Source organism: Betaproteobacteria bacterium (assembly GCA_016194905.1).
GTDB lineage: Bacteria > Pseudomonadota > Gammaproteobacteria > Burkholderiales > JACQAP01 > JACQAP01.
In genome coordinates this window covers 280321-301483 of record JACQAP010000021.1, presented here as the reverse complement: position 1 = coordinate 301483, position 21163 = coordinate 280321, and the positions used below count along the sequence as shown (strand labels likewise).

The 21163-nt window shown below is 65.9% G+C and carries 16 protein-coding genes; 1 reads left to right on the top strand and 15 read right to left on the bottom strand.

Features of this window, described 5'->3' with window-relative positions; genetic code table 11:
• From thpR to HY067_15515, 3 genes are read right to left on the bottom strand one after another with little or no spacing between them, the layout of a single operon-like run.
• Window positions 1-558, bottom strand: coding sequence for an RNA 2',3'-cyclic phosphodiesterase (gene thpR / locus HY067_15525; protein MBI3529365.1), 558 nt, complete (start codon window positions 556-558; stop codon window positions 1-3).
• On the bottom strand, window positions 525-1022 hold the full coding sequence (locus HY067_15520) for a 2-C-methyl-D-erythritol 2,4-cyclodiphosphate synthase (protein ID MBI3529364.1): 498 nt from the start codon (window positions 1020-1022) through the stop codon (window positions 525-527). Before HY067_15520 ends, thpR begins: the two co-directional genes overlap by 34 nt.
• A complete protein-coding gene (locus HY067_15515; protein ID MBI3529363.1) occupies window positions 1019-1726 on the bottom strand; it encodes a 2-C-methyl-D-erythritol 4-phosphate cytidylyltransferase in 708 nt (235 codons plus the stop codon). The genes HY067_15520 and HY067_15515 overlap by 4 nt, the downstream gene beginning before the upstream one ends.
• A 219-nt stretch (window positions 1727-1945) precedes the next feature.
• On the opposite strand from HY067_15515, the gene mfd reads away from it, so the two are divergent.
• On the top strand, window positions 1946-5362 hold the full coding sequence (gene mfd / locus HY067_15510; GenBank protein MBI3529362.1) for a transcription-repair coupling factor: 3417 nt from the start codon (window positions 1946-1948) through the stop codon (window positions 5360-5362).
• Between the two features lie 403 nt (window positions 5363-5765).
• On the opposite strand, the gene HY067_15505 is transcribed toward mfd, so the two are convergent.
• The 12 genes from HY067_15505 to HY067_15450 are packed head-to-tail and all read right to left on the bottom strand — an operon-like array spanning window position 5766 to window position 21157.
• Window positions 5766-6269 carry a hypothetical protein gene (locus HY067_15505; protein ID MBI3529361.1) on the bottom strand — a complete coding sequence of 168 codons (504 nt, stop codon included), beginning with the start codon at window positions 6267-6269 and terminating at the stop codon, window positions 5766-5768.
• A 26-nt stretch (window positions 6270-6295) separates the two neighbouring features.
• Window positions 6296-9523, bottom strand: coding sequence for a right-handed parallel beta-helix repeat-containing protein (locus HY067_15500; GenBank protein MBI3529360.1), 3228 nt, complete (start codon window positions 9521-9523; stop codon window positions 6296-6298).
• Between the two features lie 39 nt (window positions 9524-9562).
• On the bottom strand, window positions 9563-11650 hold the full coding sequence (locus tag HY067_15495; GenBank protein MBI3529359.1) for a hypothetical protein: 2088 nt from the start codon (window positions 11648-11650) through the stop codon (window positions 9563-9565).
• A complete protein-coding gene (locus HY067_15490) occupies window positions 11647-14277 on the bottom strand; it encodes a baseplate J/gp47 family protein (GenBank protein MBI3529358.1) in 2631 nt (876 codons plus the stop codon). Before HY067_15490 ends, HY067_15495 begins: the two co-directional genes overlap by 4 nt.
• Entirely contained in the window at window positions 14274-16829 is a 2556-nt protein-coding gene (locus tag HY067_15485; protein MBI3529357.1) for a putative baseplate assembly protein, read from the bottom strand. The genes HY067_15490 and HY067_15485 overlap by 4 nt, the downstream gene beginning before the upstream one ends.
• Window positions 16826-17200 carry a GPW/gp25 family protein gene (locus tag HY067_15480; GenBank protein ID MBI3529356.1) on the bottom strand — a complete coding sequence of 125 codons (375 nt, stop codon included), beginning with the start codon at window positions 17198-17200 and terminating at the stop codon, window positions 16826-16828. Before HY067_15480 ends, HY067_15485 begins: the two co-directional genes overlap by 4 nt.
• Window positions 17201-17210: 10 nt before the next feature.
• Entirely contained in the window at window positions 17211-17528 is a 318-nt protein-coding gene (locus HY067_15475; protein ID MBI3529355.1) for a hypothetical protein, read from the bottom strand.
• Window positions 17529-17541: 13 nt separating this feature from the next.
• The gene (locus HY067_15470; GenBank protein MBI3529354.1) at window positions 17542-18054 is read right to left on the bottom strand and encodes a baseplate assembly protein; all 513 of its coding nucleotides are present in this window, start codon (window positions 18052-18054) and stop codon (window positions 17542-17544) included.
• Entirely contained in the window at window positions 18051-19175 is a 1125-nt protein-coding gene (locus tag HY067_15465; GenBank protein MBI3529353.1) for a hypothetical protein, read from the bottom strand. The genes HY067_15470 and HY067_15465 overlap by 4 nt, the downstream gene beginning before the upstream one ends.
• A gap of 1 nt (window position 19176) precedes the next feature.
• Window positions 19177-19524: a Base plate wedge protein 53 gene (locus tag HY067_15460; protein MBI3529352.1), complete on the bottom strand. Its 348-nt coding sequence runs from the start codon at window positions 19522-19524 to the stop codon at window positions 19177-19179.
• 9 nt (window positions 19525-19533) lie between these two features.
• Window positions 19534-20190 (bottom strand): hypothetical protein, encoded by a 657-nt coding sequence (locus tag HY067_15455; GenBank protein ID MBI3529351.1) that lies wholly within the window; start codon window positions 20188-20190, stop codon window positions 19534-19536.
• A gap of 22 nt (window positions 20191-20212) precedes the next feature.
• Window positions 20213-21157, bottom strand: a complete 945-nt coding sequence (locus HY067_15450) for a hypothetical protein (GenBank protein MBI3529350.1) — start codon at window positions 21155-21157, stop codon at window positions 20213-20215.
• Window positions 21158-21163 lie beyond the last annotated feature (6 nt).

The following is a 21163-nucleotide window of genomic DNA, read 5'->3' as shown; positions in this document are numbered from 1 at the left end:
TCACTCCAGCGGCCAGGCGCGAATCGTCCGGTAGCGCACGCCACCCGACGCCAGTTGCGAGCGGATCAGGGCGAATTCGTTGACCTGCCATGCAATGGGCGTGATGGAATCCGGTAGCGGCGCGCATTGCGCCTTCCTGACCAGGGTCATGTGCGGCGTGAAGGCGCGATGCTCCAGTTCGAATCCGTGACTTCGCAACCAGCCTTCCAGATTTGCGGCGAGATCGCGCAATGGTTCGGGAATGTGCGACGGCGCTGCCCAGCCGATGCCGTTGCGCGCCCAGCATCCCCATTGGTCCAGCGTAAGAAGAAAAGCTGACGTGAACACGCCGGCCGGCGGTGCCAGCAAGCGCGGAAGATTTTCCACGTCGACTTCGCCGATGAATGCCACGGTCAGGTGAATGCTGTCGTCGCGAGTACGCCGGCCATGTACGACGCGATGCATCCGTCGCGCGGCCTGTGCAAGATCGGCGCGCACGCCCGCATCCGGCCACAGGGCGAAGAAGACTCTTTGCGTACCGGCGCTCAGCGCCTGCCGATCTCCGATGCCCGCCGCCATTCGACCAGTGCAATCGCTTCCGCGGCGATCCCTTCGCCGCGCCCCGTAAATCCGAGTCTCTCAGTCGTCTTCGCTTTGACGTTGACGCGTTCGCGCTCTATGCCCAGGTCGGCTGCGATGTTTGCGATCATTGCCGGAATGTGAGGAGCCATCTTCGGCGCCTGCGCAATGATGGTGGAATCGAGATTGACGACGTGAAAACCGCCATCGCGCAACAGGCTCGCAACTTCGCGCACCAGCACCCTGCTGTCGGCGTCTTTGTAGCGAGAATCGGTGTCGGGAAAATGCCGGCCGATATCGCCCAGCGCCGCCGCACCGAGCAATGCGTCGCACACCGCATGCAACAGGACATCGGCATCAGAGTGCCCATCCAGGCCTTTCTCGAACGCAATCGTCACGCCACCGATGATCAGCGCGCGTCCCGTAACCAGCGCGTGAACGTCGAATCCCTGGCCTATTCTCATTTCGCCGCCAAGACGCCAATGTTCTTCAGTATCAACTCGGCAAGCGCCAGATCGTGCGCATGCGTGACTTTGAGGTTGGTTGCGTCGGATTGCACAAGCTTCGGTTTGAAGCCGAGAGCCTCGACCGCAGCGGCCTCATCGGTGGCTTGCCCCAGGTCGCAGGACCGCAAGGCGCGCAGCAGCAACTCGTAGCGGAACATCTGCGGCGTCTGCGCCTGCCACAGTCCGGCGCGGGACTCGGTTCGAATCGAACGACGATCGTCGTCGCCGCGCTTGAGCGTATCGGCTACCGGCACCGCGAGGAGCCCTCCCGAGCGATCTTCACCGACTTCGCCAATAAGCCGATCCAGCATCTGCGCACTCAGGCAGGGACGTGCGGCATCGTGCACCAAAATCCAGTCGTCGACGTTGGTTTGACCGGAAATTCCCTCAAGGGCATTGAGCACCGTCGCGGCGCGCGAGTCTCCGCCCATGTAGAGCGGCTCCAGTTTGGCAGCGAACGGCTTCCAGTCATAGGTCTCGAAACGGCGATCGTCCGGCGCGAGGATCACGCAGATGCGATCGATGGCGGGGTGAGTGCAAAAGCGGGCGATGGCGTAATACAGCAGCGGCCGGTCGCCGACCGCAAGATATTGCTTGGGCAGTGTTCCACCCATGCGACTGCCGGTGCCGGCTGCGGGAATGACGGCAAGATAGCGGGACATTGAGTCGGCGAAAAGCTCACATTATCGGCTGTCGGTCGAACCCCGGCAACCGCCGCCCAATAAATGCCCACGATCTTAATCCAACTTGACGCCCAAATGAATACGAATAGCATCGGCCAGACCTCTTCTGCTTCTGCCCGAACTTCCTGAGCGCAGTTCTGTCGGGCCGGTGAAGCGCCGGCTTCCACTATAATTGCGGCTCATTTCCAGGCCGCAACGATGCAACTGCCCCACCTCGCCCCCGCCTCGGGAGCGCGCACGAGACTTCCATTACTGCACGATTCCGCCGACGCACTGGCGCTAGCCACGCTTTTGCGCAGTGCCAGACCGCTGCTGATCCTGACCGAGACCGCGCAGGATGCCGAACGCCTGCGCATGGAACTGGCGTTCTTTGCGCCCGAACTGCGGATATTCCTGTTGCCGGACTGGGAAACGCTGCCTTATGACAGGTTTTCGCCGCATCAGGATCTGATTTCGGAGCGTCTCGCCACCCTTTATCAGATCACGCACGAAGCCTTCGACGTTGCCGTGGTGCCGGTCACTACGGCTCTTTACCGGCTGCCCCCCGCCAGTTTCATTGCCGGACACACTTTCTTCCTCAGGCAGGGGGCAAAGCTGCCGGCGGAAACCTTGCGCAAGCAGTTGAGCCTCGCAGGCTATACGCACGTCACCCAGGTCGTCTCTCCGGGCGAATTCTGCTTTCGCGGCGGCGTTATCGATCTGTTTCCGATGGGCAGCGCCCTGCCCTACCGCATCGACCTGTTCGACGACGAAGTGGACAGCATCCGCACATTCGACGTCGACACCCAGCGCAGCATTTACAAAGTCAACGACGTTCGGCTGCTGCCGGCGCGCGAATTTCCCTCCGACGATGCCGCACGCACCGCGTTCCGTGTCCGTTTTCGCGAAAAATTCGAAGGCGACCCGTCCAAGAGCCGGCTCTACAAGGATGTCAGCCAGGGTTTCCTGCCGGCAGGTATCGAGTACTACCTGCCGCTGTTTTTCGATCAGACCGCGACGCTGTTCGATTACCTGCCGCCAGGTACGCACATCTGCTTGCATCACGCCGTGGCCGAGGCCGTGCGGCAATTCTGGACCGACACGCAGTCGCGCTACAACCTGTTGCGCGGCGACCCGGACCGGCCGCTGCTGCCGCCGGCCGATCTGTTCCTGCGGGAAGATGAATTCTTCGGCGGCCTGAAACCTTTTTCCCGCATCGAACTGACCAGTGCCGCCACGACGACAGATCCCGGATTGCCGTCATCGACGAACGCTTTGCCCCCGGTGGCGGTCGATCGCCGTGCGAACAATCCGCTGTCGCTGTTGACTTCGTTCTGCGAAGGCTTCGAGGGTCGCGTGCTACTGATCTCGGAAAGTCTGGGGCGCCGCGAAACCATGCTCGGGCTGCTGCACGAATATCAACTGCGGCCGGTGGTCTGCGAATCCTGGTCGGCGTTCGAGCAATCGACGCAACCGCTGATGTTGACGGTCGGCCCGCTGCATGCGGGGTTCGTCGATCCCGACAACCGCATTGCCATCGTCACCGAGAACGAACTCTATCCATCCCAGGTGCGTACGCGCACGACGCGCGAGCGCCGCGTCGTCGCCGAAGGCATGCTGCGCGATCTTTCCGAGGTCAAGGTCGGCGACCCTGTCGTGCATTTACAGCATGGCATCGGCCGCTACCTCGGGCTCGCCACGATGGACCTTGGCGAAGGAGAAACGGAATTCCTGACCCTCGAATACGAAGCCGGCGACAAACTTTATGTGCCGGTATCGCAGCTTGCCGTGATCAGCCGTTACAGCGGCGCATCGGAAGAAGCGGCACCGCTGCACAAGCTGGGCAGCGGGCAATGGGAAAAGGCCCGCCGCCGAGCCGCCGCGCAGGTTCGCGACACCGCGGCGGAGCTGCTGAATCTCTACGCGCAACGCGCCTTGCGCCAGGGCTACGCCTTCAAGCTGAAACCGCACGATTACGAGGGCTTCCGCGAAGGCTTTCCCTTCGAGGAGACCGCGGACCAGGCGGCGGCGATTGACGCCGTGCTGGGAGACATGCAGAGCGGCCGGCCGATGGACCGGCTGATTTGCGGCGATGTCGGCTTCGGCAAGACCGAGGTGGCGTTGCGCGCCGCGTTCGTCGCCGTTGCCGATGGCAAACAGGTCGCGGTGCTGGTGCCGACCACCTTGCTCGCCGAACAACATTTCCAGACTTTCTCGGACCGCTTTGCCGACTGGCCGGTCAGGATCGCTGAGCTTTCCCGCTTTCGCTCGACCAAAGAGTCCTCTACTGCGCTCGCAGGGTTGGCTGAAGGACTGGTCGATATCGCCATCGGCACGCACAAGCTTCTATCGCGCGGCGTGAAATTCAAGAACCTGGGACTGACCATCATCGACGAGGAACACCGTTTCGGCGTGCGCCAGAAGGAACAGCTCAAGGCCTTGCGTGCGGAGGTGGACGTTCTGACGCTGACTGCGACGCCGATTCCCCGCACCTTGGCGATGTCGCTGGAAGGCCTGCGCGATTTTTCAGTCATCGCCACCGCGCCCCAGCGGCGGCTGGCGATCAAGACTTTCGTTTCCCCGATCGGCGACGGACTCATCCGCGAAGCCATGCTGCGGGAGCTGAAACGCGGCGGCCAGGTGTACTTCCTGCACAACGAGATCGATTCCATCCGTCACATGGAGGAACGCCTGACGAGGTTGCTACCGGAAGCGCGCATCCGTATCGCGCACGGCCAGATGCCGGAGCGTGAACTGGAACTGGTGATGCGGGACTTCTACCAGGCGCGCTTCAATGTCCTGTTGTGCACGACCATCATTGAAACCGGCATCGACGTTCCGACCGCCAACACCATCATCATGAATCGCGCCGACAAGTTCGGCCTGGCGCAACTGCATCAGCTGCGCGGCCGCGTCGGCCGCTCGCACCACCAGGCCTACGCCTACCTCCTGACGCCGGACGAAGATGCGGTCGGCTCCCAAGCGAAGAAGCGACTCGATGCGATCCAGATGATGGAAGAACTGGGGTCCGGATTCTATCTGGCGATGCATGACCTGGAGATCCGCGGAGCCGGCGAAGTGCTCGGTGAATCGCAGAGCGGCGAAATGCAGGAAGTCGGTTTCGCGCTTTACGCCGAAATGCTGAATGCGGCGGTGAAGTCGCTGAAAGCCGGCAAGGAGCCGGAGCTCTCGGGCAATTTCAATCTCGGCACGGAGATCAACCTGCATACGCCTGCGCTGCTGCCGGAAGCCTATTGCGCCGACATCCACGAACGCCTGGTGTTGTACAAGCGCCTCGCCAATTGCGAGATGCTCGAAGAACTGGAAGCGATGCACGAAGAACTGATCGACCGCTTCGGCCTGCCGCCCGGACCGGCCAAGTGCCTGCTGGAAACTCACCGGCTGCGCATTGCGTCGAAAGCTTTAGGCATCATGCGCATCGACGCCGGGCCCGAGACACTGATGCTGCAATTCATCCCCAACCCGCCGATCGACCCGGCCCGGATCATTAAACTGGTGCAGTCACGCAAGAACTACAAACTGAGTGGCCCGGATCGCTTGCGCATCGAAGCGAGCATGCCCGATATCACGGTGCGCACGGCACAGTTGCGATCGGTCATGCGCGAGCTAAGCTAAACGCCCGCTGGCACGACTGTCGCGACGGGAAGAGCCGTCGCGTCTTGAAGGCGCGCCAATCGCATACCTCATTTTCCCGGTGTGCATGATCGCTCTCCCTTCCACCGCCTCGCCAGTTTTACGTATCGGTCCATGTCTAGCAAGCTCTGCCTTCTCGTTGCGCTTGACGCCGCGACTACACGATGCCTGCAAGCAGGATGCATGGTGCCGCCTTGAGGGCGTGTTGCGCAAGCACCGACTCTTTGTCGGCCGACCTCGCAGCAACGCTTGTGTGCTCCGTTTTGTCCCACATCAGCTATTCGAAATGTGGAATGTCCTTGAATTAGCTCCAGTGACCTCTCAAGGAAATTTCTGCAGCCTCAAGCAATCCCGCAATTCCCGACCGGACTACCGCCCGACGCACCTAATCGAGCAGCTTGGCCAGTGCCGCCAGTTCGGCGGCCGCGTCGTCCTGCAGCGACTTGAGCGTGCTCTCGCTGGCCTTGGCTGCCGCTTGGTCCTGCTTGAAGGTCTTGGCGGCCTCCTCCAACTGAGCCTTCAATTCCGGGTCGGACTCCAGCAGGCGCTTCACGGCCGCGGTCTTGAGCACCGCGTTGACGTCCGAGCGCTGGCTGGCCAGCGCCTCGTAGCCGTGGCGGACGCGGGTGGTAGCAGCTTCCACCGAGGCACTCACCTGGTCGCGAAACGCGTCGAAGGCTTGGCCACTGACCGAGATGCTTTCGTCTTTCTTGAGCCCGGGCTGGTCGGGCACCAGCAGCACGGTGCCGGGCTCGATGCGTTGGAAGTCCACGTGCGGGTTCAGCTGCTGCAGATGTTGCAAGGTGACCTCCTTGCCGTCGGCGTTGCCGAGCAGCCGCGTGCCCAGGGTCTGCAGGTCGGTGCCTTGCTTGATGATGATCATGCGCATGGTGTTGATCCTTTGGTCGGCGCGCGTCAGCCGCGCAGGTTGAGCACATCCCACGGCGCGGGCAGGCCGCCGTTGATCAGGTCGATGTTGCCGGTGGTGATGTTGCCCAGCACCGTCGCGTTCTTCGTGTTGCCGCGTATCACGATGGAGTGCTCGCCGCCGCGCACCCGGTTGGCATTGACGATGGTCGCGCCGGCGGCGAGTTGCACCGCGGCGTTACCGACGCCGCGCAGTTCGCAGCGGTTGTCGCCGAACAGGCAGTCGCCGGAGGCGACCACGCGCACGGTCGGTTCCGTTCCGCGCGAGCCCAGCGTGTTGCCGAGCACGCTGACGCTGGCGGCGCCCGCTGACGCTGCCGGGGTACCGGTCGCGTCGCCCACCATGGTGGCGCGGTTGATGAAGGGCCGCTTCGCGCCCAAGATCAGCGTGGTATTCGCATCGACGCGCACCGTCGTGTAGACGCCGATCTTCGACACTGCCTGGTCGCTCCGCGGGTCGTCGATCTGCAGCGTGATGAAGCGGCCGCCGCCCTGGGTCAGCGTCTGCGATTCGCGGTCTACCTGGTTGTGGCTGACCTCGGCCTGCACGAAGGGCGGGCGCAGCAGCACGCCCGCGCCGATGCCGGTCTCGAAGCTGCCCGGCGGCGCGATGTCGGTGACGTCGTTGCCGCTGACGCGAAGCCGCTGCACGCCGGTACTGGCCACGCCCGCGCGCAGCGGCGACGTCAAGGCTGTCAGGCCGACACGCCGGATCGTGTTGCCGGCCACCGTGGCCGCCTCAGCCCGCAGCACGCCCACGCCGACGATCTCGGCCGCCGCGTCGGCTCGAGCGCTGCCGATGTCGGCAATGTGGTTGTTCTCGATCGACACCTCGTTGGCCCGCGCCTCGTCCAGCGAGACGATGCCGTTGCCGCACTGCTGGATGATGTTGAGCTTGATGATCAGCGCGCGAGTCGGCGAGGTGACGGCAATGCCCGCCTCCTCGAAACCGCTGATCTGGTTGGCCAGGATCTGGCATTCGTTGGCGCCGTCCGGGTCCAGCCCGGTGCGCAAGCTGATGCCCGAGCCGTTGACCACGCGGCTCGTGGACTGCACCGAGGCGGTCAGCTTGTTGCCCTCGATCCACAGACCGTCCACGCCGGCGGTGATACCCGTGCCGCTGACGTTGATGCTATTGTTGCAGATCTTCATCGACGCGCCCGGACCGCAGAAACCCAGCGCGGTAATCGCGCCTTGACGGCAGCCGATAATCTCATTGCCGTTGATGCGCGTGCCCATCAGATGCAGCACGTTGCCCGCGAGCGCCACCGCCTGTCGGTCGCACCACAAGAGGTTGTCGTCGATACGCAGCAGTGCGCTGAGCAGGAAGGTCAGCGGCTTGGGCTCGGGCGGCGCCGCCGGGTCCATCGCCTGCACCGCCACCGGCGCGACGATGACGTTGTCGCGGATCACCGCCGCCGCCACCGCGCCCGACAGCGCAATGCCCGCGCCGCGCGCGTCGTTGCTGCCCAGCACCGCGACGACGAGGCGCTGTAGCGACAGGCCCAAGGCCGTGCGCACGCTGATCGCCGAGGTGCGGCCCAGCGAGAGGATAGCCATGTCCTCGATGGCGAGCGCGATGCAGTTGGCGATGCTGAAGGCGCCGCCGGGCGTGACGATCAGCGTCGCCGCGCCCTGCCCGCGGATGCGCACCGCCCTCGCGCCGTTAAGCTGCACCGGCACCTTGAGCTGGTACTGGCCCGCGGTGAGGCACACGGTGCCGCCGGTGTCGCGCAGCCGGTCCACCGCGTCCTGGATCGTGAACTGGCCGCTGTTGTGCGACTCGCGCGTGACGCATTCGATGCAGCTGCAATCATGTCCTTCGCCGCGCGGCGGCCAGGGGTGGCGGCAGTCGGTCACCGTGTCCGCGCCCACGTCCCAGATTCCCAGCCGCTCATAGTGGTGATAGATGCCGCGCGGCGGCTCGTTGCTCAGGATCTCCACCGAGGCGTCGGCGCTGCGGGCAGCGAAGACCCAGTAGTCGCCGGCCTTGAAGCCCTTGGCACCGGTCGAGCCGAAGCTCACGGTGACGCCGTTTTCGAGGATCAGTATGCTGCCCGCTGCCGGCACATTGATGACACCGCTCGTCCCCGTATCCAGGTCCTGGAACACCGAGGTCGTGCCGCCTGCGCCCGTCTGCAGCACCTCGTGCTTCTGGTCCCAGCGCCGCACGCGCAGGTTGCAGTCCCGCGGGAAGTCCGAACTCGGGAAGGCCGCGGGCAGCATGTCGGCCGGCAGGGCCGGCGTGAAGGTGATGCGGCGTGCCGCCTCGTTGACGGTGATCTTGCGGATCTCGCCGCAGCGCTGCGAGAACTCGCGCGGATCGCCAGTGATCTCGACCCAGTCGTCGCTGTTAAAGCGCAGCACGTCGTCGCGGCCTAGTGAATCGAGCTCCAGCTCCGTGGCCGACACCATGCTCGCCACGCGGCTGCCCACGCTCGCGTTCTCGCGGGACCACTTGAAGTTGGCCCCGGCACCGGGCTGGCCGGGATCGTGGATCTCGACGCGGTAGGTCTGGTTCTCGATCCCCCGGTAGCCGCCGGTGGGCGGCAGCTCGCAAGGGTCGTCCGACGGCGGAACGTCGAAGGTGCCGGTGGTAAGGCGGCCGGTCGACGGTGCGATCAGCGCCGACCAGCCGGGCACGTCCTCGTCGGGCGAGCCGCAGGTGGCGTTGCCGGTGTCGCCGTCGAGCACACGCACCTGCCACACCGTCTGGCGGCGCGAACTGGTTTCCACACCTACCGCCACCTCCACCAGCGACGGGCGTTCGATGTGTGTAACCTCGCGGTCCCATACGTCGAGGTAGACCAGGTGGCGGCCTGCCTCGGGAAGCGTCGGCGGGCTGGGCAGGTAGGGCTGCGTCGCGTAGATGTAGAGATCGGCGAAGCTGACCTCGGCCATCTGGCCGTCGAAGAGCTTTTTCGCCGGGTCGGTGGACGGCACGCCGTGGTTCTCGGCCAGCAGGCCATCGACGTACAGCCGGCCTTTGCCTATCGACAGGCCGCCGGCCACCGCGGTGATCTTGAAGGCGTCGGGCGTGGTCGACGACACCGTGCTGCGGCCGAGGATGTCGCTGGCGGCGGCGCGCAGGCGCCGGTCGACGATGGCGACCATCTCGTTGAAGTCGGCATCGAGGACGACGCCGCCCTGTTTGAGCTCCACGCCGGCGAAGTCGAGCAGTGGGTTGCTGCGGATTCTCGAAAGGTCGGCACCCATGGCGTTCTCCCGTCAGTCAGTCGTTCGGTACGTTTCGGTTCAGGTCACGTAGAAGATGCCCGCGTGCAGGCCGAAGCGCAGGTATTCGTCGAGGCGGATGCGCAGGTTGGTCTCGCGCTGCGGCTGGTGCAGCGGATGCATCACGCCGATCTCGCCGCCGTCGCTCGCGCCTTCGCGTATCGCCCGGTCGGTGGCGCTGCGCAGTTGCGCATAGCCGGGGTCGCCGTAGCGCAGCGACGTGAAATGCGGCAACACGTCGGGGTGCTGGTCGTCGGGCACGCAGTGGAAGTGGCGTGGCAGCAGCGAGCCGTTGGGCGTGAAGCAAAAGCGCACGCAGCCTTCCTGCTTGCGCTCAACCCACAGCGGCGCGGCCCAGGTGTCGGCGGCCGCGAACTGCGCGAAGAAGATCGTGTCGGAAGCCAGCCGCATCAGCCGCACATGCAGCTTGCCGATGAACGTGCTGTCCTGGATGTTCATCTCGGCCCCGGGCCCGTCGGCCACCGTGCCTTCGTAGGCGATGGCCTCGGGCAAGCCAGCGTCGACGATGCAGTCGGTCAGCGAGATCGTCGTGTCTTCGTCAATGCGCAGCGGGCCTACGATGCACTGCTCCAGCGTAACCCGGGTGAACGCATGATCGACGACGAGGCTTGGCGCCCCCGGCGCCACGGCGCTGCCGTCGGCGTTCAGGGCGAGGCCCGGTATCAGCGTGCAGTGGCGTAGCACCAGCTCGCGCGGTTCGTTGTCACCGGCCGCGCTGCCGAACTGCAGTTCGGCGCCGCTGATCACGATGCCGTCGAGCACCAGCTTGCCGCGTGCGCCGATCTGCAGCTGCACCTTACCGCCGGCCACGATCAGCGGTCGCGCACCGTTGCGTGCGGTCACCACCACCTCCAAGCCGGGCGTGCCCGGCGCCACCACCGGATCGACCTTGAACACCGGCGTCTGCGCATAGGTCAGACTGTCTTCGATGACGAGCCGCCCGCCGCCCGAGATCGCATCGAGGTGCGCCTGCAGCGCTTCGGACCCGCTCGCGCTGCGCTGCACGCCTTGCGTCACGTCCGACGGGCTGCGTTCGTACTCGCCGCCGCCGATGGGTCGCGAGAAACCGCTGTGGAAGGTGGCGAGTACCGGTCCGGTCATGTTGCTGCCGAACAGCACGCGGCCCAGCCGCGGGTCGATCGAGATCTTGTTCGCGTCCAGCGTCACCTCGTGTGCCCAGCCGCCGGGCACGTCGCGCAGGTCGCAGACGCAGATGTCGCTGGTCGGAATGGGCACTGGCGGCAGAGCGGGATTCGCATTCGGCCGCAGCAGCACGACGCTCTCGTCGGGGCCGTAGTCGTCCGGCACGGTCGGGTCGGCGGCGGCTTCGACCGCGCGCACCATCAACCGTAGGTTGATCGGGTCGGGCACGTTGGCCGGTTCCGCGATGTGGGTGATCTGCGTCTCGGTGATCGGCAGGCGAAACAGCGGCTGGTCCGCGCCCAGCGGATTGAAGCGGAACTTGCGCGTCGGGTCGGTCGCGTCCGGGATCAGTGGCACATCGCTCAGCGAGAAGGGCTGCAGTCGCCACAGGAAGATGCCGACGTTCGGGATGTTGTAGCGCCCCGAGCCTGCCTCGGGCCGGCGCATCTCGGCCGTGTGCGCCACCGCATTGAAGGCGCCGCCTTGCTGCAGCATCTTGGTGGTGGAACGCAGGTCGGCCGTCACCTGCGCGTGCAGGCGGATGTGGTTCATGAACTGCGTGGTCGCGAGCTGCTCGAAGAACTCGACCGCACGCGCCGGCCAGTCGGTCACGTCGCGCGCCAGTTGCTCGAGCATCGCCGCCGTGCCCTTGCGGCGGCGGTAGCCGATGGTGTTCGCCACCTCGGCGCGCGGCGACGAGATCGCCGCCGCCACGCCGTGCAGCGGCCGGTAGCCGATGAGGTCGCCGATGTAGGGCGCCACCCATTCGTCGCAGGTCTCGATGAACTGGTCGTCGTAGAGCTGGTCGACGTTCTCCTCCAGCGCCTCGAACTCCTGCGCGATCAACGCCACCAGCGCGCGCAGCGGATGGCCTTGCTGCTCGTCGCGGATGCGGTAGACGGCGGGCAGCAGCGCGTACAGCCGCTCGGCATTGAGCGTGCTCATGTCATTTCCTCCAAGCGATCGAACGGCGCCGGATCGAGGGTCAGAAGCTCGGCGGGCAGGGCCACGCCGCCGCTCACCTGCATGCGCGACGCCAGCAGCCGCGTCTGCCGCGACGGCAGCGTCTGTGCATAGGGCACGGTGCCGCCGTACAGGAAGTCCAGGTCGACGGCAACGACGCCGGGCACCGTGTGCGCCGCAGCGATGACGTCTGACTGCAGCACCGGCTGGGCGAGCGAACGCGCGTCGAACGAGAAGTGCGCGTGCAGCGCGGCCTCCACCGCGGCAAGCAGCGGCTTCAGCTCGTAGGCCGGATCGCGCTTGACCTTGAGCCCGAGGCGGAAGGTGCTGGCCTGGTGCGGCAGCAGCGCGACCCACACATACGGATCGCCGCTGTTCTTCAGCGCGAGCAGCAGGTTGGTCCACACCGGGTTTGTCGTGGACAGCACCGTGCCGTCCTGCCCGGCCACGGTGATCGCGATGGTCGGCCCGCCGGCCAGCTGCAGCACCCGCGCCTGCGCCTTGGCGATGCCGGTGAAGGCCATCGCGAAGTCCTCGTAGTCGAGCAGCGACACCGCACGGCCCAGCGTGCGCGTGCCCAGCGGCATCGTGCGCCGTGCCTGGTCGGCCGGCTCGGGGTCGGTGCCGCTTTCGGCCGCCACCGGGTTGCTGACGCTCTTCAGGCCCAGCGGGCGCGTCATCAGCTGGGTGAGCTTGTCGGCCGCGACGTTGCCTTCCTTGCCTAGGCCCTGCCGGTAGTTGGTGCGCACGTTGTTCACACCGCTGGGCAGCCGCGCGCCATGCACACCGTCGCTGAACATGACCCAGGTCTTGCCCTGCTCGTCAGTGGTCAGCGCGTAGGCACGTTCGGTCGCGCCGCTGCCGAACAGCGTGGACTTCTCGGTCCATTCGATATCGCCGATGCGCACCGTCAGCTCGCTGTCGGCGCCGGTCTCGTTGGTGGCGCTACGGTAGGTGATCGGCGTGCGTTTCAACTCGAAGCGCTGGAAACTCTTGCTCGCGTCGCCGGCACCCAGCACCTGCGACACCGTTTCGCCGTGCGTGGCCAGCGCGACGTTGGCGTGCACGATCACTGTGTCGCGCTTAAACGCCGCCAACAGGGGCGGCGCGATGGTCAGCATCACGCCGTTGGCGTTGGCGGCAAGACTGGAGATCGTTGCCTCGTGCACCAGATGCCCGCTGCCGTCGGCCCGATCGCCGTGAATAATGAGCCGACGACCCGCCACCAGACCATCGGCGGGAATCGCTAGCGGCAACTGGTCACCGATCACGTCATCCACGACCGGGAACGGCGCAAGCTTGATTTCTTCGGACTGCGCGAAGATGCTGGTTTCGCGCACGAACTTGAAGAACTGCGTGTCCAGGTTCTGCCCCGACAGCGCGAAGCGCGACACCTTGCCGGAGATCGCGAACTCGCCGCGCGATACCTCGGCCGTGCCAGTCACTTTGTACAGCTCGACATAGGTGCCCGACGGGAAGCTCTCGTCGGGCCGATTGAACTCGCCCTTGGCCAGCACCAGCAGGCTGCCGCCCCTGACCTCGCTCAGCACGACGTCGGTGTCGACGTAACCGCCATTCGCGTTCGCCGCATGGTCGGCGGGGCTGATGGTGAAGCCCGGCCATTCCGTGACTGTCGCCTTGTCGGCCGAGCCGCCCGGGTAGTCGCCACGGAGCTGTGAGTTCATGGAAAGCCACATCGGCGCGTTGTGGCCGAACACCGCGACGCGCCGGCGCAGCACGTGCGCTTGCGGCGCGGCCGGAGGGTTCGACAGTGGCGAGACCGAACCGAGCGGGCGCTGCCACTGCACATGGGTGCGGTCGTTCGCCGGATCGAGATCGACGGTGTCGATCAGCCGGAAGTCCCAGTTGTTGTTCTTCGTCGGATGGTCGAGGAAGGCGTGGTCGACCAGTACCAGCGCATCGCCCGCCTTCAGGTTGTTGCGCACGCCCTGGAGATAGGCCTCCTTCGCGCCGAAGCCGGGATTGCGCAGCTCGGACATCCACGGCCGCAGCACATTCCATTCGGGCCGCGCGTCAATCTGCTCCACCGTCTCGAAGGTCTGCGGCTTTTCGTTCTGGCCTGGCACGCTCTGTACCTTCAGGCCTGCGACGAGCGTCAGCATGGTCGGGATTCCGGTGACGAAAGCGCCAGGATCGGGCGGCAGGTTCGGCGGCGGTGCCTTGGGCGGCTCCAGCGCAAAGGCCAGGCGCGTCTCCGCCGCCACGCCGGGTCGCAGTCGGTAACCGATCAGCTTGGCCATCTCCTGCAGCGACACACGTTCGGTCGCCGTGCGCACGTAGGACTCATTGGCCAGCCGCTCCTGGTAGAAGGTGAGCACGTCTGCCGCGCAGGACACCGCGTCGATCAAGCCCAGCGTGAAGTCGTCGGCATCGCGCGTGCGCAAGCCCGCGAGCTGCGGCCATTGCGACGACGACAGCCCGGCATGCAGGCTTTCCTTGAAGCGCGCGTAGTCGCCAATGCGGTAGCTGATCGCGCTCAGGCCCGCGCGGTTGAGGATGCTCGACGGCGTGCTGGCCATGATGCCGTCGCAGCAACCGCAGGTCTCGGTGCCCGGCGGTCGCTGGGCCTTGCTTGCAGTGTCGCTCATTTGCCGCCTCCTGCTTCCAGCGTCAAGCGCCCACGTTCGCGGAAATTCGGGTCGTTGGCCAGTTGCGCGATCTCCAGCCGGCCCATGGGCAGCACGCCGGTTTCCATCGGCAGGCTGTCGGGTTGGCCGAGGCGCTCGAACTTCTGCACCCACACCGCCTCCACGCCTTCCACCGCCTGCGCGGCGGCGACGATGCGGCTCAGGTACATCGCTTCGCCGAAAGAGAAGTTGTCGGGGTGGAACACCGCGAGCCGGCCGTCCGGCAGCACGCCGGTGCCGAGTTCCACCTGCACCGCGCGCAGCACCTCGCTGCGAAAGTAGTCGGACAGCACGCAGATGTGCAGTGTGATGTCCAGCGCCACATAGCTTGGTCCGTCGAGATCGAGGTCGTAACCGGCCATGCGGAAGCGTTCCAAGTGGCGGCGCAGCCGGACTTTGAAGCGTGCGTCGATGGCCGCGCCGCCGAAGCGGTCAGCGGTGACGAAAACCGTGTGCCAGCTGCCGGTCCAGCGAAAGGTGGCGGCGGCGCGCTGCACGTCGGCGCGGCGCTCCGCCGCGGCGGCGTAGTCGGCTACGGTCACAGCCCGCTCTTGCGTGCGAAACGCCTGCGGCGCATCGCGCCGCGCGGCCTCGATGTTCTCTGGGTCGATGCCGCCGACGGCTGGCAGCGGGTTGGTAACCTCTGTGAACACGCCGGCCACGTTGGTGACGATGTGCGCGATGGCATCGGCCCCGACGTTGCCGGCCATCCCGTTGCCGACGCGGTAGGTCGCGGTGAACACCGTACCCTCGTCGGGCCGGCGCCCGTGCCTGTCGTCGCCGAAGCGCAGCAGCGCGAGGCCATCGTTCTCGGTCTCGACGACGAAGTCGGTGGCGTCGCCATCGCTCGCCAGCAGGTCGCGGCGCGGCATCCAGTGACTGATCACCGTGTCGAGCTTGCTCTGCAGGTCGGGGATCCGCGGCAGCGCGTCGTGGGGGTCGCGCTGGATCAGCGACGTGGCCGGGAACCAGTCTTCAACCTGCGTGAGCGGCACACGCAAATCGGCCGCGAGGTCGAAGCCCTGGGTCACCGGGAACTGCACGAGCGCCGGGCGGAAGCGCAGCGGAATCGGCTCGGGCTCCGGATGTCCGCACGACTGCGCGTTGGCCGCCACGGCGACACGCTTGAGCCGGGGCACGGGCACCGGGTCCATCGAATTGTCGGTCACCGTCTGCCCGTGGTCGACGAGCACGACGTTGCCGAGCGCGACGCTGACTTCGAGCCCCGGCCGCTCATTGACCGACAGGCACAGCGGGAAGAGTAGCGCATCGGCCGCGTCCCATGCGATCTCGGTGATGTCCACCGGGCCATCCACCGGCGGCTCGTCGAACAGCTGGCCGGACGGATCGACACCGGCCTTCACCTCGGTCAGCCGCACCGCCCAGCGCTTGGCCGGGTCGGCGTCTTCCGGCAGGAAGGTCGTCGGGCTCACGACCTCCTGGAACACCAGCACGTCGCCAGGCTGCAGGTCGGGATGCAGGCCGCGCAGGGTCGCACTCGTGGCGCCGCGCGGCAGGCAGCAGCCGCGGTCGCCCCAGGCGTAGAGCAACAGCTCGTTGAGGTCAGTGAACAAGCCTTTGGGGTGCGCCGTCTCGAAGACGATGGAGCCGGCCGCCAGCGCGCCGTGCCAAGTCTTGCTGCCGGGCACCACCTGCGGCAGCGGGGGCATCGGCGTGCTCGGGCGGGTCAGCAGCTGCGTGCCTTGCGGCAGCGGTATGTCGAACGATACCTTGATGTGGACGAAGGCGCGCGCATTGCAGCCGTCGTGCAGCGCGTAGTCGACTAGGCGGACATGCCGGCGCATTGACACGCGCTTGTGCGCGGTGGCCAGGTAGGCCTCGTTGGCGATGGCGTCCTGCCGGTACGACAGGTTGTCGGCGATATAGGCCATCAACTCAACAAGCATCACGCCGACATCGGCGGCGGAGCGTTCGCGCCAGCCAGGAGCGAGCAGGTTGAGCCGATCCAGCATCAGCCGGCGAAAACCGCTGTAGTCCTTCGCGAGGTAGTCGATGTCCGGCTTGGCTGGCGCCTCCGGCGGGCACGGTGTCTTCTGTGCGCAGTCGAAGTCCGACGGACATTCGACCTTGAACGAAAACTCGATGTCCGACAGCTTCGGGTCGAAGCCGCCCGGCGGCTGGGCGCTACCGGAGTTCGCACGCAGGTGCAGCGTGTAGGTGGAGAAATCGCCGAACACCGTCGTGCGCACGACGAGCGTGCGCGGGAGGTCGTCGATGCCGTCGACCAGCGCGGGATCAGTGCCCGCCGGCAGGTTGTTGCCCACGGCGACCCACTCGATGGGAATGGTGGCGAGGCGCTCGCCGCCGTCGATCAGCACGTTGTCGGGCGTCAGCGTGAAGCCTGGCCGCAACAGCCGTACGAACAGCGTGCGCTGGCGCAGCGTGAGGTCGGGTTCGAGGTGGTCGCGCACCTCGAGGAATTCGATCGCGTTCGCGCTGCCGGAAAGCTTGATGATCTCAAGCCGTTGCTTCTCGCAGCAGAAGTACTTCATACGGCGCCCCCACTACCCGGCAGAGCGAACGTCGCCTGCTGCGCGCTGCCGTCCTCCAGCACCGTGTACGCCACCGTCACCCGCAGCGCCGCGTCGTCGTTCTCCACCGTCACCGTGTTGACCGCGATCAGGTCGGACAGGTGCCGCTGCAGACCGCTTTGCACGAGAAACTGCGTGGTCGCGGCGAGCGTACCGCTGTTCGGTTCGAACACCAGCGCCAACAGGCCGGCGCCGAAGTCGGGCCGCATCACACGCTCGCCGGGCGCGGTGAACAGCACCTGCTCGATCAGGTCGCGGATGTGGTCCAGCTTGCCGGTCGTGGCCGTGCGGCCGCGGCCGTCGAAGTGGTAGGGATGGTCGAGCGTATTCATCGCAGATCTTTCATGTGGCGAGGACGCGGCTCTGCGCGACCACGGGCATCATCGGCGTACCGGTGGGAACGCAGACCGACTGGCTCATCAGCGTGGCCACAGGCGTGCCGCCGGCCAGCACCCGCCCTGCGCCGACGATGAACTGGCCGCTGACGCAAGGCGGCGTGGGCGTGCCGGTGAGCCCGCAACCGGCAATCACGTAGGGCGTGGCGAGCGTGACGACCGGCTGCGCCGACACCATCACCCGCGGAAAGGGCGCGGCCGGCGTGGCTTGGCCGGCATGGGTGCACAGCACGGTGGCGCCGAGGTGGAGGATGGGGGCGGGCATCGCATCGTCCTCGCTAGATGATGGTCAGCGCGCCGAGATTGACGTCGGTCGTCGGGCCGGTCATGTTGATTGCCGCCCCCTTGCCGTTGGAAATGATGATGCCGACGTCGCTGACCGACACCATCGCGCCGGTGGTGGTCTGGATCAGGATGCCGCCGGTGGGACCCGGCGTGTCGCTGATTACAATGCCGTTCTTCAGCGTCGTCTGCAGCGTGATGCCCGCCAAGCCCGGCGTCACGGCGTGCGCGAGTACCGGCGTCTCGGTCGCGCTGCCCCAGTAGCCGCCGACCCAGATCGGATAATCGGGGTCGCCGCGCTCGAACTCCATCCATACGCCGGCCCCGATCGGGGGCACGGTGAACATGCCCATGTTGATGCCCGCCACCGGCACGCAGGGCATGGCCCAGCTCGACGGAATGAAGCCGGCGACGTCGGGCACCATCGCCTGGATGCGGCCGATCTGCATCGGGTCGATGTTGTTGATCACCGTGCCGCGGTACTTGCCGAAGAAGGGGCCTGCGCTCATACGGGCACCGTGGGAAACGTGGAGACCAAGCCGTTGCGAGCCAGCGTGAAGCTCTGCTTGTACTCGCCGCGCTTGATGTCATGCGTGACGCTCTTGACGAAATACAGGCCGTCGAACGGCAGCCCCGCACCGCGCACGCCGACCAGCTGGCGCGACCTGAGCAGGCGTCCGTAGCGCGTCACATCGAGCCGGCCATTGCCGAACACTGAGTCGCTGTGCTGCCCCGCATAGGCTAGGCCGGTCATCAGTGCCGACAGCGGCGACATCTGCGCCGTGTTGTCCAAGCTCACCAGCTTGGGCGGCAGCGGCGGCACCAAGCCGAGCGGCGGGTTCAACGGAGAAATGTCGGGAATCGGAATGCCGATCGGCGCCTTGCTGATCGGTTCCTGGAAGAACACGATCGGCATCGTCTTGCGCTCCTTGTCGAAGTTGAAATTCAATTGCTCGACATTGGTCAGCGCGTCCATGTTGGTTGACAGCGCCGGCTGCGGCTCGCCGATGCGGATCTCCGGCCCCCAGTAGGCTTTCGACGTGGCCGGCGCGGGCCCCGGTTCCAGGTAGAACACGTACCCGCACTGTTGTGCGAGCGTCTTCACGTACTCATAGTCGGATCCGCGCTGCTGTGGAATACGCTGCACCGGAATCGGCAAGTCCTCGACGATGCTCGGGATCACCATCGGAATTACGCCAAAGGCCGCGTATTTGGCGAGCACAAGTAGCACGCGCACGGCCGGCGGCATCGCGGGGTACGGCAGGCCGGTGAGTTCGATGATGTCCATGAGCGCGCTCAAGTCCTTGCCCTTGACGACGAGCTTGCTTACGCCGCCCTCGCCCGGCTGCGTTTCCACGTTGGTGGTCACGCCGTCGATCACTGACTCGGCGTGGCCGCCGATCTGCACCACCAGCACCACGCGCATCAGCGGCAGGCTGCCGCCGCCTGTGAGCAAAAACAGCGTGCGCAGCGGAGACCGCGCCGGCAGATCGAAGGTCAACTCGAAGCCAGCCTGCGTTTCGCCGGCGCCGGCCTCGACCTTCGCCGACGTCAGCGCCTCCACCACCTCCCGCGGCGCAGGAATCGGCACTGGGCCGATCAGCAGTTGGAGCTTGATGCCACCTTGCATTTCACATCCCCGGCGGTAGCGGAATGTCGACGCGCCGGCCCAACGTGTCGGTGAGTTCGTTCGGATCGACGACGGCGTTGGCATCGGCGATGCGCCAGTACAGCAGCGGATCGCCGAAGTGTTTGGCACCGAGCAGGTCGGGCCGATCGAGCGCCGACACCGCATGCCGCTCCGCGATTGCCAGCGTGCTCGGCGTGGGAATGAAGCGCCGGAGCACATAGACCTGCCTAGGTGTGTCGGGGCGAAGTTGCAGCACGCTCAAGGGCACACCGTTGTAGCGGCTTTGCGGCACGAACGGCGCACTCGGAATCGCGCCGGCATCGATGAGAAGTTGGACAGGGTCGGTCATGGCGTTCACTCACGGAAGATTGTTCAAACCGAGCGACTGAAGCGACGCCGCACCGGTCTTGCCGGCCAGCGCCTCGCGCCCGCGCAGGTGGTTGATGAAAATGCTGCCGCCGCGGTGATCGAAGCCCAGGTCGTCAGTGCTCATCACGCGCAGGCCCAGGCTCACTTTGGCGCGCATCGGGTTAAGCGCCGGATCGAAGGCCTCTTCGGTGATGGAAAACTCGGTGACGCGCACCGGCACGATGCGGCTCGCGCTCCACACGAACAGCACCAATGGCGCTTCGGGCGGCAGGATTTCAAGCGTGCCGGATTGCAACAACGCGTTGTGCGCCAGCAGCTCCGCGCTGGTCGGATTGACCAGGCTTTCCAGCACTGCAAGCTGCGGGGCGATGCCGAACTGCACGGCGTTGGCGTTCTGGTCGGGATGTTCGAGCGCGTCGGTCGCATCGATCTCGGCATCGACTTTAATGGTCTCGATGGCCGGCCCCTTCAGGCGGAACGGCTGCGCTCGTTCAGCTCCACCGTCGCCGCCCACGCCCTGCACCTGATAACTGCGTGTTAGCGAGTCGGGGTTGTATTGGAGGGCAATTGTGCGTTTCACACCGCCGCTCGCGTTGAGAACAACAAGGCCGCCTTTGACCAGTTTGGGGGCTGTAATAAGGCTCATGGTGCGTTGCCTGCGTCGAAGGTCAGCCTGCGATCGCACCCGCGATGGCACCTACGCCCGCACCGATCAGCCCGCCGACGAGCGCACCGACCGGACCACCGAATGCGCCGAGCGCTGCGCCCACTGCGCCGCCAATTCCTGCGCCGATCAGTGCTGACGTACCCCTACCGAGCCCGCCGCCGGGCGGCAGAGTGAAGCCATGGTTCGAGCAGAACAATGCGACGGCATCTTTGAAATTGCTGCCGGGATCACCGGCCTTGGTCCCCACAATTGCCGTGGCGTCAGGGCTGCCTTTGGGCTTGGCATAAGTCCAGTCGGCATAGCCGTAATAGGTGCCGGCATCGGAGCCGGCGGCACTAAAGGCTGCGGTACGGAACTCGTACAGAAGTGTAGAGGTGCCAACGGGGAACGTGGCGTCGGGGTACCTCGGGGTGTCAGTTGTCGACGCCGCCACCGGCGGCTTGGCCGCTGCATTGCCCTGCGCACCGAAGTCGTTCGCATCGTCGCCGTTGTAGTAGGGGTCCTTCTCGCCGCTGACGTAGTCGACGTGGTACATGTCGCTGGTAGTGTCCGAATCCTGGTAGGCGAAGCTCGGGTCGGAGGCCGAAGGCTTGGCGGCGGCACCGTCAAGCGACTCACGCATGACCTGGATGAAGACGATCTTGGTGCTCTTGTCCGAGGCCTCGGGCGTGTACCTGTTGGCGATGGTACCGGAGCCGCCAGCAGATATCGCCTTTGCGGGTATGTCGAAGCTGGACGCGTTCCCACGCAGGCCTCTCGCGTGCCAGCCCGAACCGCCCGGACGCCGGCTCGACAGCGGGACGTCGCCGTAGCCCGGCACATCTGCTCCGAGCGCATCGACCGCACCGAAGGATGCCGGCGATATTGCATCATTGCGCGAGGCAGCCGATGGCCGAACCATGCTCGCCGTCGGTGTCGGGGAAAAGGGACTGCGGGATTGGAACATGCTGCA

Excerpts from the sequence above, each read along its gene's own strand:
- thpR (MBI3529365.1), bottom strand. The coding sequence starts at position 558 with ATGGCGGCGGGCATCGGAGATCGGCAGGCGCTGAGCGCCGGTACGCAA.
- HY067_15520 (MBI3529364.1), bottom strand. The coding sequence starts at position 1,022 with ATGAGAATAGGCCAGGGATTCGACGTTCACGCGCTGGTTACGGGACGC.
- HY067_15515 (MBI3529363.1), bottom strand. The coding sequence starts at position 1,726 with ATGTCCCGCTATCTTGCCGTCATTCCCGCAGCCGGCACCGGCAGTCGC.
- mfd (MBI3529362.1), top strand. The coding sequence starts at position 1,946 with ATGCAACTGCCCCACCTCGCCCCCGCCTCGGGAGCGCGCACGAGACTT.
- HY067_15505 (MBI3529361.1), bottom strand. The coding sequence starts at position 6,269 with ATGCGCATGATCATCATCAAGCAAGGCACCGACCTGCAGACCCTGGGC.
- HY067_15500 (MBI3529360.1), bottom strand. The coding sequence starts at position 9,523 with ATGGGTGCCGACCTTTCGAGAATCCGCAGCAACCCACTGCTCGACTTC.
- HY067_15495 (MBI3529359.1), bottom strand. The coding sequence starts at position 11,650 with ATGAGCACGCTCAATGCCGAGCGGCTGTACGCGCTGCTGCCCGCCGTC.
- HY067_15490 (MBI3529358.1), bottom strand. The coding sequence starts at position 14,277 with ATGAGCGACACTGCAAGCAAGGCCCAGCGACCGCCGGGCACCGAGACC.
- HY067_15485 (MBI3529357.1), bottom strand. The coding sequence starts at position 16,829 with ATGAAGTACTTCTGCTGCGAGAAGCAACGGCTTGAGATCATCAAGCTT.
- HY067_15480 (MBI3529356.1), bottom strand. The coding sequence starts at position 17,200 with ATGAATACGCTCGACCATCCCTACCACTTCGACGGCCGCGGCCGCACG.
- HY067_15475 (MBI3529355.1), bottom strand. The coding sequence starts at position 17,528 with ATGCCCGCCCCCATCCTCCACCTCGGCGCCACCGTGCTGTGCACCCAT.
- HY067_15470 (MBI3529354.1), bottom strand. The coding sequence starts at position 18,054 with ATGAGCGCAGGCCCCTTCTTCGGCAAGTACCGCGGCACGGTGATCAAC.
- HY067_15465 (MBI3529353.1), bottom strand. The coding sequence starts at position 19,175 with ATGCAAGGTGGCATCAAGCTCCAACTGCTGATCGGCCCAGTGCCGATT.
- HY067_15460 (MBI3529352.1), bottom strand. The coding sequence starts at position 19,524 with ATGACCGACCCTGTCCAACTTCTCATCGATGCCGGCGCGATTCCGAGT.
- HY067_15455 (MBI3529351.1), bottom strand. The coding sequence starts at position 20,190 with ATGAGCCTTATTACAGCCCCCAAACTGGTCAAAGGCGGCCTTGTTGTT.
- HY067_15450 (MBI3529350.1), bottom strand. The coding sequence starts at position 21,157 with ATGTTCCAATCCCGCAGTCCCTTTTCCCCGACACCGACGGCGAGCATG.